We start from the raw sequence: 14,312 nt of genomic DNA, 5'->3' as shown, positions 1-14,312 counted from the left end.
CCAATGACACGATCACGAGGCCACGCGCGGACCGCTCCGGGAACCAGACCTGGCAGGTGGCCTGCGATCGCCGTGGTTCTGCTGATCGGCGTCGCCGGCTGCGGCGGGGAACCGGCGCCACCGACCGTCACCTCGACGCCGCCCGCGTTCCCCTCGATCATCGAGCCTCCGCTCAGAACCGCGTACTCCGCGACCGTCCAGACCGTCGTGGACGTCCGGACCGTGCGGCTCTCCGACGGCGAGGAGGTGCGCGTCAAGGGCCTCGCCGCGCCGGACGCGTGCTGGACCGACGCGTCCACGACGTTCGCGAGGACGATGCTGCTCGAGAAGCCCGTCGAACGGACACCGGACGGCGAACCCGTCGTGTCGCTGCGGCTGGCGGACGGCACCGACTACGGGCTGCTCGCGGTCGAAATGGGCATGGCGCGCAACGAGAACCCCGACGACCGCGCGATGCGGGAGGCGGAGGCGTCCGCGACCTCCAAGCGGCTCGGGCAGTGGGGCCCGCCCTGCGTCGGACCCAGCGCCACCGCGCCCCCTGCTCCCACCGCGCCGGCCGCGTCCACGCCCGCCGCACCGCAGGCGCCGAAGCCGGTGACCGGGTGTTCGGTCGCCTACGTCGTCACCCACACCTGGCCCGGCGGGTTCCGCACCGACGTCACCCTGCGCAACACCGGTGCCGCGGAGATCAACGGCTGGACGTTGCAGTGGACGTTCGCCGGCGGGCAGACGGTCTCCGAGATGTGGAACGCGACGCCGAAGCAGACCGGCGGGGACATCTCCGCCACCGCCGTGCCGTACAACGTCGCGATCCCCGCGGGAGAGTCGTTGCTGCTGGGCTTCACCGCGTCCGGGACCAGCACCACGCCCCGCACCTTCGCCCTGAACGGGCACGCCTGTTCGCTCGCCTGAGGTCCTTTGTAGAAACATGCGCCGTTTCCGTTCGGTCCAAAACGGACTGTGCACTTCGCACGTTGCTCCGAACGGACCTGTCCCCCGCCCCGCCGTGGCGACGTAGGGTGATTCGATCACGCGGTCTGCCAGCGAATTTCCGGCAGATCGTCGCCGCGCGTGACCGGCCGGGTACGAGGAGAAGCAGTCGCATGAACATCGACACAGCGCTCAAGGAAGCCATGACGATCACCGGTGCCGTGGGTGCCGCGCTCGTCGACTACGACAGCGGCATGTCACTGGGCTCGATCGGTGGTGGCGACTGGCTGAACCTGGAGGTGGCCGCGGCCGGCAACACCGAGGTCGTGCGGGCCAAGCAGCGGGTGATGTCCGCACTCAAGCTGAACGACGAGATCGAGGACATCCTCATCACCCTGCACCGCCAGTACCACCTGATCCGCCTGCTCACGACGGGCAAGCGGAGCGACTCGAAGCTGTTCCTCTACCTCGTGCTGGACCGGGAGCGCGCCAACCTCGCGCTGGCCAGGCACAGCCTCAAGTCCATCGAAGCCGACCTCACGGTGTGAGCGAGATGCACACCCAGTCGCCGCAGACGCCCGGCGGACTGCCCCTGCGCCGGCGCGGACCGTTGTCGGAGGCACCTCCCGCACCGGAGCGGCAGGTACCGGCGAGCGCCGTCGCGAAGCTGATGACCGAGGCGTTGGAAGAGGTCCACGGCAGCATGGACTCCGTGGCGATCAACGGCGTGCTGGTCGCGACGCGGGACGGCCTGGTGCTGTGCGGCGTCACGCGTGGCATCGAGGACGACGGTGTCGCCGCGATGGCCTCGGCGGCAGCGGGGCTCGCGACCCAGTTCACCTCGCAGGCCGGGGTCGGCAGCCCGCGAGCGGTGTTCTTCGAGGGCGACTCCGGGCAGGTCGGCGTGTTCGGGGTCGACGCCGACACGCTGCTGGTGGTGCTCGGCGAGCGCGACACGACGATGGGCATGTTCAACGTCGTGGCCAAACACGCGTTGACCCTGCTGCAACAGGCGGTCGCGGCTCGCCGGTGATCGGTCAGCCGGGAAGGCTCCGGTAGGTGAAGCTGTCGAAGTCGGCCCAGTTCCCGCCGGAGCCGGTCGAGTACAGTCCGATGTGGACACCGGTGAACCCGCCCGCCGCCTGCGTGCTGAGCACCCGTCCGTCGAAGGGCTCGCCGAGCGTCCGCCACTCGTCGGCACCGCTGGCGACCAGTGCCCGGTACTCCTGCCCGATCGCCTCGAAGCCCAGCCGCACCGCATCGCCGGACAGTCGCGTCGTGGCCAGCAGTTCGTCACGTCCGCCCGCCCGGCACACCAGGGCGACCTCGCGGCCGGCGCCGAGCAGGAGCCGGACGTGGTGGTCGTTGTTCTGCAGCAGCACCAGTCCCGCGGCGTCGGCCGGGTCCGCCGGTGCGAACTCCAGCGCGCAGGACGCGTGGAAGTCCTGGTGCTGCTGACGCCGCAGGACGAGACTCGGCGTGACCAGGTCGGTGATCGACTCCGGGCGCACGCGAAGCCGCAGGTGGCCGGGCCGGTCGGTCAGCGACCAGAACACCTCGTCCGGCGTGCGCAGGAACAGCCAGGCGGGATCGAGGACGGGTGCGTCGAAGTCGTCGGTCGGGTCGATCTCGGGCCACGGGTGCGCGGGCAGCGCGGGAACGTCGTAGCGGGCCTCGACGCGACCGGTGCCAGGACTGAACACCGGGCCGCCCGCCTCCCAGGACACCGGCACGAGGAACGTCTCGCGGCCGAGGTTGTAGTAGTAGCCGCCGTACGGCCGGGTCGCGAGCAGCACCGCGAACCACTGGCCTTCCCGCGTGCACACCAGGTCCGCGTGCCCGGTGGCCGCGATCGGGTGGTCCCGGCCGAGGTGGCGGTGGGTCAGCACCGGGTTGAGCGGCGAACCGCGATACGGCCCGGTGATGTCGTCGGCCGTCGCCACGACCACCGAGTGCTCGAAGTCGGTGCCGCCCTCCGCGCACAGCAGCACGTACCTACCGTCCACTCTGTACAGATGTGGTGCTTCGAGCCACACGGAGTCGCGCATCGAGCCGGTCCACAGCACGTGTTCCTCGCCGATGAGCTCCAACGCCACCGGGTCGAACTCGCGCAACCAGACCTCGGTCTGCCCGGACCGGCCGCCGGGCACCTCGCGGGTCGCCGTCCACCACGCGCGGCCGGTCTCGTCGAAGAACAGCGACGGGTCGAACCCGCCGGCCTCCGGCAGCCACTGCGGCTCCGACCACTCCCCGGCCGGATCGGTTGCCGTCACGACGAAGTTGCCGCTCTTGGCCGTGCCGTCGACCAGCGTGCAGACCACGTAGAACACGCCGTCGTGGTAGCGGATCGCCGGCGCGTACAGACCACCGGAGGCCCGGACGCCCTGCAGCGGCAACTGGGACGGCCTGTCCAGCACGTGCCCGAGCAGCCGCCAGCGCACCAGGTCTCTGCTGTGGTAGATCGGCAGGCCGGGAAAGTACTCGAAGGTCGAGGTGACGAGGTAGTGGTCCGATCCCGCCCGGCACACCGAGGGATCGGGGTGCGAGCCGGGCAGAATCGGGTTCTCGAACTGTGTCAAGTGGACGCTCCCGCTACGGGTTGAGCCTGGTGTACGCGGGCTTCGGCCGCAGGTTCTCGTCGAACAGGCAGGCCGCGCCCTCACCGGGGAACACGTCGGGCACCCACGAGTGCCGGTCGGTGAAGCCCCACGTGGTGAACTCGACGCAGCGCCGCACCGCGTGGCAGGCGTCCCAGACCTGGCCGAAGTAGCTCGCCTGCGCGTCCAGCTTCTCGGGCGTGACGGGCAACGGGATCCGCACATCGGCCTCGGTGATCGCGACGTCCACGCCGAGCGCGGCGAAGCGGGCGATGTTCTCCTTCATGCCCGAAGGGAAGCCGTACATCAGCGAGAGGTGTCCCTGGATGCCGACACCGTGGATCGGCACACCCTGCCGCTTCAACGACTTGACGAGTTCGTAGGTCGCGTCGCTCTTGGGGTTGAGCCCCTCGATGTTGTAGTCGTTGATGTAGAGCTTGGCCTTCGGGTCGGCCGCGTGGGCCCAGCGCAGCGCGTCGGCGATGTAGCGGTCACCGAGCTTCTCCTGGAACACCGTCGGCCGGCGCGTGCCGTCCTCGTTGAACGCCTCGTTGACGACGTCCCACGCGCGGATCTTCCCGCGGTAGCGGCCTGCCTCGGTTCTGATGTGGTCCTTGACCACGGTTCGCAGCTCCGCGGCCTCCAGCCCGCCGACCCAGTCGGGCAGCTGGCTGTGCCAGACCAGCGTGTGCCCGCGCACGGTCTTGCCGGTCTTCTTGGCGTAGGCCACGATCGTGTCCGCGCCGGACCAGTCGTACTGGCCGCGAACGGCTTCGACGACGCCCCACTTCATCTCGTTCTCGGGCGTGACGCTGTCGAACTCCCGCGTCAGCACCTTCTTGTAGTCGGCTTCGGCGTTCAGGTGCTGGACGGCCACCGCACTGCCCACGTACCTGTTGGTGACGCTCTTCAACGGCCCTGAAGCCGAAGCGGGAACCGGCAACGCCAGCAACAGCACGGCAACACCGGCCGCTAATCGGGTTCGCATGAATCACTCCCTTGTGAGTCAGCCCTTCACAGAACCGGTGAGTCCCCCGACCATGCGGCGTTCGGCGAGCACGAAGAACGTGAGCGCGGGGATCATGGACAACGCGGTGAAGGCGAGGATTTTCGCGGTGTCCTGGGAGTGCTCGGACTGGAACATCGCCACGCCGAGCGGAAGCGTGAAGTTCGTGGAGTCGTTGAACACCAGCAACGGCAACAGGTAGAAGTTCCAGCTGGTGACGAACGCGAGCACGGACACCGTGATCAGCGCCGGCCGCGAGAGCGGGAGCAGGATCCGCCAGAAGAAGCCGAGCTTGGCCGCGCCGTCGAGCAGGGCGGCGTCCTCCAGCTCACCGGGGATCGCGTTCATGAACGGCCGCAGGATCACGATCGTGACCGGCAACGAGAACGCCGCCTCCGGGATCGCGACACCGAGCGGGTTCTCCAGCAGGTTGAGCTGACGCAGCCACAGGTACAGCGGCAGCGTCGCCACGCCGAGCGGGAACAGCAGCCCCAGCGTGAACAGCGTGTAGAACGCCTCGCGGCCCCGGAACGCGTAGCGGGACAACGCGAACGCCGCCATCGACCCGAGCACGACCGCCAGCGTCGTGGCGATCACCGCGATCAGCGCGCTGTTGCCGAGCAGGCGCCAGAACTGCGGTGAGGTCACCACCTCCCGGTAGTTGTCCCACACGAACGGGCCGGGCAACCCTGCCGGCGACGAGTTGATCTGGGCCGTGGTGCGGAAACCGCCCAGCACCACGAACAACAGCGGCACCACCGTCATGCCGATGACGGCGAACGCGGCGAGGTAGCCGACGGTGTTACGACGTGACATCTCAGCGCACTCCCGTCAACGCGCCCTGGGTGTCGCGACGCAGAGCGAACCTCTGGTACAGCAACGCGAACAGGAAGCAGATGATGAACAGGATCACCGCGACCGCGCTGCCGAATCCGAACTCGTAGCGCTTGAAGCCGTGGTCGACCAGGTAGGTGGCCATGGTCGTCGACGCGTTGGCGGGACCACCCAGCGTCATGATCCAGACCAGGTCGAAGAGCTGCAGCGACCCGATCACGGACAGGAACACCCAGATCCTGATCGTCGGTCCCAGCAACGGGAGCACGACGTGCCGGGTGGTCTGCCAGGCGCTCGCGCCGTCGAGCGCGGCGGCCTCCCGCAGCTCGGGAGGAACGCCCTGCAGACCGGCCAGCAGCAGGATCACGCCGAAACCGATGTACTTCCACGTGATCACCACGAAGAGCGTGTAGAGCACGAGCGACTGGTCGGCGAGCCACAGCTGCACGAGACCGCCCAGGCCCACCGCGCGCAGGATCTCGTCGATGAACCCGCCCGGCTGCAACATGAGCAGCCAGATCACCGCGGTCACGGCCTCGGACAGCACGTACGGCGCGAAGACCACCATGCGCAGGAACGTCCGGCCGCGCAGCTTCCGGTTGAGCAGCAACGCGAGTCCGATGCTCAACGGCAGCTGCACGACGACGGACAGCGTGGCGATGATCAGGTTGTGCCCGATGGCGCCCTGGAAGACGTCACCGGAGAAGGCGTCGACGTAGTTGTCCAGCCCCACGAAGTCCGTGAGCGGGCCGAAGCCGTTCCACGAGTAGAGGCTGTAGTACCCGGCGACGCCGATCGGGATCAGCACGAACCCGATGAACAGCAGCAGAGCCGGTGTCAGCAGGAACGCGAGTTCGAGGCGGGGGCGTAGTCGGGAACGCCGCCGGGTGCCCCCGGCCGCTGGCGCGTGCGGCACGGGGGCGGTCGGCGGCCGCGTGGTGATCGCGGCACTCATCATTTGTTCCCGGCTGCTGCTTCGCTCACCGATTTCACGATGGTGTCGGGTCCGCCCTGACCAGCGAAGAAGTTCGCGATGGTGTCGTTGAGGGCCTGACCGACCTTGGTCGGGAACGCGGTGTCGAAGTAGAACTGGACGAACGACGCCTTGGTCATGGCCTCGGCGATCTGCTTGTGCGGCTCGCTCTTCAGCGCGGCCACCCCGGCAGGGGTCACCGGCAGACCGGAGTTGGTCTCGGCGAGGATCTTCTGCACGTCGTCGCCGACGAGGTGACCGAGGAACTCGGCACACGCCTTGGCCGCACGGGTGGTGCAGGAGAACCCGTCACCGCCACCGAGCAGCACGCTCGGATCGCCCTGGCCGCCCGGCACGCTCGGGAACGGGAACCAGCCGATCTTCGAGCCGAGTTCCTTGTCCTCCGTGAGCGCCTGCATCACGTCGGGATCCCAGTCGCCCTGCAGCTCCATGGCCGCCTTGCCGTTGGCCACCAGGCCCGCCGAGCTGCCCGCCCCCTGCTGAGCGGGCGTCCCGACGAACCCGTCCTGGAACGGTTTCGTGTCCAGGAAACTCTTGAGGTTCTCGCCGGCCTTGAGGAAGCACGGGTCGGCGAGCTCGGTCTTCTCGACCGCCTTCTTCAGGGTGTCGACCGAGCACTGGCGCACCGCGAAGTAGGCCCAGTAGAACGCGTCGGGCCAGCGGTCCTTGCCACCGAGCGCGATCGGCACGACGCCCGCGGTCTTCAGCTTCGCGACGGCCGCGTTCAGCTCGTCCATCGTGGTCGGCGGCGCCGTGACCCCTGCCGTGGCGAAGACGTCCTTGCGGTACCAGAACCCGACGGCGTGCATCAGGTACGGCGTGCCGTACTGCTTGCCGCCGACCTTCCAGCCGTCGGCGTTCTTGGCCAGCGGGCCGATCCAGCCCGACGAGGCCTGCGTGATGTCGGCGATCTTGCCGGACTTCAGCTGGTCGGCGAGCGCTCCGCCGCCCCACTGCTGGAAGATGTCCGGCGGCGTGTTGCCCTGCAGGGCGAGCGGCACCTTGGTCTGGAACTGCTCGTTCTGCAGCGGTTCGATCGTGAACGAGGTGTTCGGGTGCGCCTTGTGGAAGTCGTCGGCGATCTGCTGCCACTTCGACTTCATCGGCTCGGTGGTCCGGTTGTGCCACCAGGTGAGCGTGACGGGACCTTCGGTGGAGGCATCACCGCCGCCACCGCTGCACCCTGCCAGCGCGAGTGCCGCGGCGGCGAAGAGGGCAAGGGGCTTTCTGGAACGCATTTCTGGTCCACTCCTGACGACGTCGGCCGAGTTGGACTGCGTGTGTTGGGGCCAGAGACTCCCGCCAAATCGGCTCCGTGTCAATCGTTGTCGATAACGTTTTACACGGCTAGCCTGACCCGGTGCCTCCACGCTCTCGCGTCACGATCAAGGACGTCGCCGCTCAGGCCGGCGTCTCGGTAGCCACCGTGTCCAAGGTGCTCAACCAGCGGTACGGCGTCTCCGCGGAGACGTTCGCGCGGGTCACGGCCGTGATCAAGGATCTGGGGTACGAGGCGAGCCTGGTCGCGCAGAGCCTGCGCAACCACCGCACGAACGTCATCGGGATCCTGGTCGCCGACATCGAGCCGTTCAGCACCGAACTGCTCAAGGGCGCGGCGGATGCCATCCGCGGCACCGGTTTCGAGCTGGTGGTGTACTCGGCGGGCGGTCGCACCGGCGACCCGCAGGGCTGGGAACAGCGCTACCTCACCCGGCTGAGCGGCACCCTCGTCGACGGCGCCGTGCTGGTCACGCCGGCCGTCGACCTCGAAGGCCTGCCCGGCACCCCCGTCGTCGCCGTCGACCCGCACACCGGTCGGGCGGCGCTGCCCACCGTCGACTCCGACAACCTGAACGGCGGACGGCTCGCGACCGAGCACCTGCTCGCGCTGGGCCACCGCCGGATCGCGATGCTCACCGGCCGCGCGGACCTGAAATCCGCGCAGCAACGCGAAACCGGCTACCGGGGAGCGCTCGCGAGCGCGGGCGTCGAGGTGGACGAGAGCCTGGTCTGCCGCGGCGACTACGACGCGGACGTGGCCGCCGCGTCCACGCGGTCCCTGCTCAGCCGGCCCCACCGGCCCACTGCCGTCTTCGCCGCCAACGACACCACGGCCATCGCGGCCATCGCGGCCGCCCGCGAGCTCGGGCTGCGGGTGCCGGAGGACCTGTCGGTGGTCGGCTTCGACAACATCCCCGAGTCCGCGCTGTGCACGCCGCCGCTCACGACGGTGGAGCAGCCGATCCGCGAGATGGGCCACCGCGCCGTCGAGTTGCTGGTGCGGCTCATCAACGGCACCGAGCCCGGCGACACCCACATCACCCTGGGCACCGAACTGGTCGTCCGGCAGTCGACCCGCCCACTGACCCCCTGAGGTTGTCGTGACGACAGAAGCCACCACGCCGGACGAACTCTGGCGGAACCCGCACGCCCCCGTGGCCGCCCGTGTGAGCGACCTCGTCGCACGGATGACGCCACAGGAGAAGATCGCGCAGTTGCAAGGGATCTGGGCCGGCATCGACGCCGCCGGCGAGATGGCCCCGCACCAGCACGAGTTCGCCGTGGCGCCGCAGGACTTCGCCGAGCTGACCCGCCACGGCATCGGCCAGCTCACCCGTGTCTTCGGCACCCGGCCGATCGCGCCGGACGTCGGCGCGCACACGCTCGCCCGCACCCAGCGGCAGATCATCGAGGCGAGCCGCTTCGGGATTCCCGCGATGGCGCACGAGGAGTGCCTGACCGGACTGGCCGCGTGGCAGGCGACCGTGTACCCGTCCCCGCTGTGCTGGGGCGCGACCTTCGAACCGGACCTGGTGCGGCGCATGGCCGAGCGGTTCGGCGGCTCGATGCGCCGTCTCGGGATCCACCAGGGTCTGGCGCCCGTCCTGGACGTCACGCGCGACCTGCGCTGGGGCCGGGTCGAGGAGACCATCGGCGAGGACCCGCACCTGGTGGGCACCATCGGCTCGGCCTACGTGGCGGGCCTCGAGTCCGCGGGGATCGTGGCCACGCTCAAGCACTTCGCCGGCTACTCGGCCTCCCGCGCGGGACGCAACCACGCGCCGGTGTCGATCGGGCCGCGCGAGTTCGCGGACGTGATCCTGCCGCCGTTCGAGATGGCGCTGCGGACCGGCGTCAGGTCGGTCATGAACTCCTACGCGGACAACGACGGCGTGCCCGCCGCCGCGGACGTCACGCTGTTCACGGACCGGCTTCGCGGCGAGTACGGCTTCACCGGCACCGTGGTGTCCGACTACTTCTCGGTCGCGTTCCTGCACAAGCTGCACGGGGTCGCCGCCGGTCGTGAGGACGCCGCCGCGCAGGCGTTGACCGCGGGCATCGACGTCGAACTGCCCACTGTGGACTGTTACGGCGAACCCCTGCTGGAAGGCCTCTACTTCGAACGGGTGGACGCGGCGCTCGTCGACAGGGCGCTGACCCGTGTGCTGACGCAGAAGGTGGAGCTGGGCCTGCTCGATCCCGGCTACTCCCCCGCGCCCGGCGCGGACCTCGACCTGGACGACCCGGAGTCCCGCGCGCTCGCCCGTGAGGTGGCCGAACGCTCGATCGTGTTGCTGCAGAACGACGGCGTGCTGCCGTTGGCCGGCAAGCGCCTGGCCGTCGTGGGACCGCGGGCCGACGAGCCCGGCGCGATGATGGGCTGTTACTCGTTCCCGATGCACGTCGGCGTGCACCACCCGGACGTGGAGATGGGCATCGAGGTCACGACGGTCGTGGAGGCGTTGCGCGCCGACCACGAGGTGGTGTTCGCGCCCGGCTGTCCCGTGCTCGGCGGAACCGACGACGACATCGCCGAGGCCGTCGAGGCCGCGCGGCAGGCGGACGTCTGCGTCGTCGTGCTGGGTGACAAGGCGGGACTGTTCGGCAACGGCACGTCCGGCGAGGGCTGCGACGTCACGGACCTGAAGCTGCCCGGCCGCCAGGAGGAACTGCTGGAGGCGGTGCTCGGCACCGGAATGCCGGTGGTGCTCGTGCTGCTGTCCGGCCGGCCCTACGACCTGTCCCGGCAGGCCGACCGGCTCGCCGCCGTCGTCTGCGGCTTCTACCCCGGCCAGGAGGGCGGGCCCGCGCTCGCGGGTGTCCTCAGTGGACGCGTCAACCCGTCCGGCAGGCTCCCGGTCAGCTTCCCCGGCGCCGGCTCGAGTCAGCCCTCCACCTACCTCAGCGCACCGCTCGGAAAGCTCACCGACATCAGCAACGTGGACCCGACCCCGCTGTTCCCGTTCGGCCACGGACTCTCCTACGCACCCGCCACCTGGGTGACTGCGGGCTGTGAGGAACGTGAGTGGCCGACTGACGGCATCTGCAGCGTGCACGTGGTCGTGCGCAACGACATGGACGTCCCGACCACCGAGGTCGTCCAGATCTACCTGCACGACCCGGTGGCGGAGGTCGCGCGGCCCGTCCGGCAGCTGATCGGCGCGCTGAAGGTCGATCTCGCTCCCGGCCAGACCCGCACGGTCACCGCACGGCTGCACGCGGACCTCACCTCGTACACCGGTCGCGCGGGCCATCGCCAGGTCGATCCCGGTGACGTCGAGCTCCACGTCGGCACGTCGAGCGCGAACATCCACACCGCGCTCAAGCTCGCGATGACCGGGCCCGCCCGGCGGGTCGGGTTCGACCGCACCGCGACACCGGAGTTCACCGCGAGTTCCTAGCAGGCTCACCCCCTGGCGGCCCGGTAACGTCCACTGCGGACGGACCGGGCTGCCAGAGGGGTGTTCTGTGCTGGAGATCAGCGGACTGACGTGGGCGATGACGATCGGGGTGATCGTCCTGCTGCTGGCGGCCGACCTCGTGATCGCGGCGTGGCGGCCGCACCGGATCGGCTTCCGCGAGGCCAGCCTGTGGTCGGTGTTCTACATCGCCGTCGCCATCGGCTTCGGCGTGTGGTTCGCGAGCGCGCACGGCGGCGGGTTCGGCGCGGAGTACTTCGCCGGCTACATCGTCGAGAAGAGCCTGTCGGTCGACAACCTCTTCGTCTTCGTGATCATCATGACCACGTTCCTCGTGCCGGAGGAGCACCAGCACAAGGTGCTGACGTTCGGCATCGTGCTCGCGCTGATCATGCGCGGCATCTTCATCGCGGTCGGCGCGACGCTGCTGTCGTTGTTCTCGTTCATGTTCCTGCTGTTCGGGCTGCTGCTGATCTTCACGGCCGTGCAGCTGTTCCGGCACCGCGACGAGGACCCCGACGTCGAGAACAACGTCGTCGTGAAGACCGCGCGCAAGCTCCTGCCCGTCACGGACGACTACGTCGGCGGCAAGATCTTCACCCGTGTCGACGGCAAGCGGTTCGCCACGCCGTTGTTCGTCGTGCTGGTCGCGATCGGCGGCGTCGACCTGCTGTTCGCGCTCGACTCGATCCCCGCGGTGTTCGGCGTGACCGAGGAGCCCTACATCGTGTTCACCGCCAACGCGTTCGCGCTGCTCGGCCTGCGCGCGTTGTTCTTCCTCGTCAAGGGCCTGCTGGACCGGCTGGTGTACCTGTCGGCGGGGCTCGCGATCATCCTCGCGTTCATCGGCGTGAAGCTGATCCTGCACTGGGCGCACGTGGACATCTCCTCGAGCGTGCCCGAGGTGCCGACGCCGCTCAGCCTCGGCGTGATCATCGCGATCCTGGTGATCGTCACCGTCGCCAGCCTGATCAAGACGCGCAACGACCCGGCGGCCAAGGCCCACCCCGGTTCGCTGCGCGGCCACCGCGACGAAGATAAGTAACACTTGACTACTTAGTAACAGCTGTCACACGATCTGGCGCATGGATCTGCGCGAGGTCGAGCCCGCACGCGACCGCCGGGTGCGCCGCACCCGCGCGGCCGTGCTGAGGGCCGTGATCGACCTGGTCACCGAACGGGGCACGGCGGCGATCACCGTGTCCGAGATCGCCGAGGCCGCCGACGTCAGCAGGCGAGCCGTCTACCAGCACTTCGGCGATCTCGACTCGCTGCTGCTGGAAGCGGGGCTCGACCTCGCCCGGCGCGAGTTGCTGCCCCGTCTCACCGACTTCAGCCAGGCCGTGGACCCGCGCGCCGAGACCCTCGCCATGGCCCGGCACTTCGCCGACCACCGCGTGTTCTACCGCGCCCTGCTCACCGGTTCGTGCGCGTTCGCCCTGGACCGCGGGCTCATCAGCCTGCTGCTGCCGGTCAACCGGCAGGCCGTCGAGCACCTGCACCGCGGCCGGCTCCCCGAGCAGGCCGCAGAGGACCTCGCCGCGTTCGTCACGGGCGGCGCCGGATCGTTCGTCACGTCCTGGGTGGTCGCGGGCGCGCCCGATCCGGAGACGTTCACCGACCGGCTGATGAGCGTGATCTCACTACTCCTGGAGCCCCGATGATCAGCCGTCTTCTTCAGCGCGGGCTGAAGCTCTCACCTCCGCTGACCCGCGACGTCGTGGTGCGGCGGGATCTGCGTGTTCCGATGCCCGATGGCGTGGACCTGCTCGCGGACCGGTGGATGCCGCGCTCCGGCGGCGACGGGCTGCCGACGGCGTTGATCCGCTCCCCGTACGGCCGGCGCCTGTTCGGCACGGTCATGGCGAGGCCGCTGGCCGAGCGCGGCTACCAGGTGGTGATCCAGAGCGTGCGGGGCGGGTTCGGCTCCGGCGGCACGTTCGACCCGATGCGCCAGGAACGCGCGGACGGCCTGGCGACGCTCGACTGGCTGGTGGAGCAGCCGTGGAGCGACGCGATCGTGCTCTACGGCCTGAGCTACCTCGGCCACGTGCAGTGGGCGGTCGCCGACCAGGTGCCACCGCAGGTCAAGGCGATGATCCCGGTGGTGACGGAGTCCGCGCTGACGCTCGAGTTCCTGCGCGCGGACGGCATGTCGCTGGAGACGCCGTTCGAGTGGGGCGTGCTGGTCGGCACCCAGCAACGACCGCTGGCGATGCTGCGCAAGACGTTCCAGGACAAGAAGACCGCACGAGCACTGCGGACGCTTCCGTTGCGCGAAGGGGACATCGCGGCGTTCGGCTCGCGTTCCGGCTACATCCAGGACATCCTCACCCACGACGCCGATTCACCGCGCTGGCAGGAGTTCGACCACAGCCACCGGGTCGCCGGCGTGACCGTGCCGGTCAGCTCCATCGGCGGCTGGTACGACATCTTCCTGCCCGGTCAGCTGCGCGACTTCCAGGCGTTGCAGGACAACGGCCGTTCCGCGCGGCTGACCGTCGGGCCGTGGACCCACACGGAGGTCATGGCCCCGCCGATCGACGAGGCCTTGGAGTTCGGCCTCGCGCACGCACGCGGCGAGGAGCCACCACAACGTGCCGCGGTCCGGCTGTACGTGATGGGCGAGGACGCGTGGCGCTCGTTCGACTCCTGGCCGCCCTCCGGCTACTCGCCCACGCGCTTCCACCTGGGTTCGGGCGGTGCGCTCGGTTCCGCGGTGCCCGAAGAGTCCTCAGTGGACACGTTCCACTACGATCCGACGGATCCCACCCCGGCGTCCGGCGGTGTGCGTCTGGCGCGCGACGGTGGCCGCGTCGACAACACCTCGTTGGAAGCACGGCCGGACGTGCTCACCTACACCACGCCTGTGCTGGATGACGACGTCGAGGTGATCGGCGAGGTCAGCGCGGAGATCTGGTTCTCCTCGTCGCGCGCGCACGCCGACGTGTTCGTTCGTCTTTGCGACGTCGATCCGGACGGGCGTTCGTGGAACGTGTGCGACGGCCTGGTGAGCCTGACGTCGGCGGAAGAACCGCAGTGCGCCGCTGTCCGGTTGTGGCCGACGGCGTACCGATTCCGGCGCGGACATCGCATCCGGGTGCAGGTCTCCAGCGGTGCGTTCCCCCGCTACGCACGCAATCCCGGCACCGGCGAGCCGAGGGCGACGGCCACGACGATGATCGCGGCGGACCAGACGGTCCACTGTGGACCGGATCGTCCGTCCTCGATCATCCTCCCCGTGCGCTGAG

Annotated in this window: 13 protein-coding genes; 8 read left to right on the top strand and 5 right to left on the bottom strand. The window is 69.4% G+C overall.

Features of this window, described 5'->3' with window-relative positions; translation table 11 throughout:
* Positions 1-72: 72 nt before the first annotated feature.
* From ACIQF0_RS12425 to ACIQF0_RS12415, 3 genes are all read left to right on the top strand, one after another.
* Positions 73-912 (top strand): cellulose binding domain-containing protein, encoded by an 840-nt coding sequence (locus ACIQF0_RS12425; protein ID WP_401028268.1) that lies wholly within the window; start codon positions 73-75, stop codon positions 910-912.
* A gap of 191 nt (positions 913-1,103) precedes the next feature.
* The gene (locus tag ACIQF0_RS12420) at positions 1,104-1,478 is read left to right on the top strand and encodes a hypothetical protein (RefSeq protein WP_360035531.1); all 375 of its coding nucleotides are present in this window, start codon (positions 1,104-1,106) and stop codon (positions 1,476-1,478) included.
* Between the two features lie 5 nt (positions 1,479-1,483).
* Positions 1,484-1,963: a roadblock/LC7 domain-containing protein gene (locus tag ACIQF0_RS12415; protein WP_360036070.1), complete on the top strand. Its 480-nt coding sequence runs from the start codon at positions 1,484-1,486 to the stop codon at positions 1,961-1,963.
* Positions 1,964-1,967: 4 nt separating this feature from the next.
* Here the strand turns inward: ACIQF0_RS12415 and ACIQF0_RS12410 are convergent, their stop codons facing one another.
* The 5 genes from ACIQF0_RS12410 to ACIQF0_RS12390 are packed head-to-tail and all read right to left on the bottom strand — an operon-like array spanning position 1,968 to position 7,599.
* Positions 1,968-3,509, bottom strand: coding sequence for a glycoside hydrolase family 43 protein (locus tag ACIQF0_RS12410; RefSeq protein WP_401028265.1), 1,542 nt, complete (start codon positions 3,507-3,509; stop codon positions 1,968-1,970).
* Between the two features lie 13 nt (positions 3,510-3,522).
* On the bottom strand, positions 3,523-4,515 hold the full coding sequence (locus ACIQF0_RS12405) for an endo-1,4-beta-xylanase (protein WP_401028262.1): 993 nt from the start codon (positions 4,513-4,515) through the stop codon (positions 3,523-3,525).
* An 18-nt stretch (positions 4,516-4,533) separates the two neighbouring features.
* Positions 4,534-5,349, bottom strand: a complete 816-nt coding sequence (locus tag ACIQF0_RS12400; protein WP_401028260.1) for a carbohydrate ABC transporter permease — start codon at positions 5,347-5,349, stop codon at positions 4,534-4,536.
* A gap of 1 nt (position 5,350) precedes the next feature.
* The gene (locus ACIQF0_RS12395) at positions 5,351-6,322 is read right to left on the bottom strand and encodes a carbohydrate ABC transporter permease (RefSeq protein WP_401028257.1); all 972 of its coding nucleotides are present in this window, start codon (positions 6,320-6,322) and stop codon (positions 5,351-5,353) included.
* Positions 6,322-7,599: an extracellular solute-binding protein gene (locus tag ACIQF0_RS12390; protein ID WP_360035546.1), complete on the bottom strand. Its 1,278-nt coding sequence runs from the start codon at positions 7,597-7,599 to the stop codon at positions 6,322-6,324. Before ACIQF0_RS12390 ends, ACIQF0_RS12395 begins: the two co-directional genes overlap by 1 nt.
* A gap of 122 nt (positions 7,600-7,721) precedes the next feature.
* On the opposite strand from ACIQF0_RS12390, the gene ACIQF0_RS12385 reads away from it, so the two are divergent.
* From ACIQF0_RS12385 to ACIQF0_RS12365, 5 genes are all read left to right on the top strand, one after another.
* Positions 7,722-8,735, top strand: coding sequence for a LacI family DNA-binding transcriptional regulator (locus tag ACIQF0_RS12385; protein WP_360035549.1), 1,014 nt, complete (start codon positions 7,722-7,724; stop codon positions 8,733-8,735).
* Positions 8,736-8,742: 7 nt separating this feature from the next.
* A complete protein-coding gene (locus ACIQF0_RS12380; protein ID WP_401028253.1) occupies positions 8,743-11,043 on the top strand; it encodes a glycoside hydrolase family 3 N-terminal domain-containing protein in 2,301 nt (766 codons plus the stop codon).
* Positions 11,044-11,110: 67 nt separating this feature from the next.
* Positions 11,111-12,106 carry a TerC family protein gene (locus ACIQF0_RS12375; protein ID WP_401028250.1) on the top strand — a complete coding sequence of 332 codons (996 nt, stop codon included), beginning with the start codon at positions 11,111-11,113 and terminating at the stop codon, positions 12,104-12,106.
* 40 nt (positions 12,107-12,146) lie between these two features.
* On the top strand, positions 12,147-12,725 hold the full coding sequence (locus tag ACIQF0_RS12370; RefSeq protein WP_401028247.1) for a TetR/AcrR family transcriptional regulator: 579 nt from the start codon (positions 12,147-12,149) through the stop codon (positions 12,723-12,725).
* The gene (locus tag ACIQF0_RS12365; protein WP_401028244.1) at positions 12,722-14,311 is read left to right on the top strand and encodes a CocE/NonD family hydrolase; all 1,590 of its coding nucleotides are present in this window, start codon (positions 12,722-12,724) and stop codon (positions 14,309-14,311) included. Before ACIQF0_RS12370 ends, ACIQF0_RS12365 begins: the two co-directional genes overlap by 4 nt.
* Position 14,312: the final 1 nt, after the last annotated feature.

Source organism: Lentzea sp. NPDC092896, assembly GCF_044754905.1.
In the GTDB taxonomy this organism is placed as follows: Bacteria; Actinomycetota; Actinomycetes; order Mycobacteriales; family Pseudonocardiaceae; genus Lentzea.
This window is presented reverse-complemented; position numbering and strand designations above follow the sequence as displayed.

What these genes read in the sequence shown, in the direction of transcription:
- ACIQF0_RS12405 (WP_401028262.1), bottom strand. Translation starts at nt 4,515, where the DNA reads ATGCGAACCCGATTAGCGGCCGGTGTTGCCGTGCTGTTGCTGGCGTTG.
- ACIQF0_RS12415 (WP_360036070.1), top strand. Translation starts at nt 1,484, where the DNA reads ATGCACACCCAGTCGCCGCAGACGCCCGGCGGACTGCCCCTGCGCCGG.
- ACIQF0_RS12390 (WP_360035546.1), bottom strand. Translation starts at nt 7,599, where the DNA reads ATGCGTTCCAGAAAGCCCCTTGCCCTCTTCGCCGCCGCGGCACTCGCG.
- ACIQF0_RS12400 (WP_401028260.1), bottom strand. Translation starts at nt 5,349, where the DNA reads ATGTCACGTCGTAACACCGTCGGCTACCTCGCCGCGTTCGCCGTCATC.
- ACIQF0_RS12395 (WP_401028257.1), bottom strand. Translation starts at nt 6,322, where the DNA reads ATGAGTGCCGCGATCACCACGCGGCCGCCGACCGCCCCCGTGCCGCAC.
- ACIQF0_RS12370 (WP_401028247.1), top strand. Translation starts at nt 12,147, where the DNA reads ATGGATCTGCGCGAGGTCGAGCCCGCACGCGACCGCCGGGTGCGCCGC.
- ACIQF0_RS12420 (WP_360035531.1), top strand. Translation starts at nt 1,104, where the DNA reads ATGAACATCGACACAGCGCTCAAGGAAGCCATGACGATCACCGGTGCC.
- ACIQF0_RS12365 (WP_401028244.1), top strand. Translation starts at nt 12,722, where the DNA reads ATGATCAGCCGTCTTCTTCAGCGCGGGCTGAAGCTCTCACCTCCGCTG.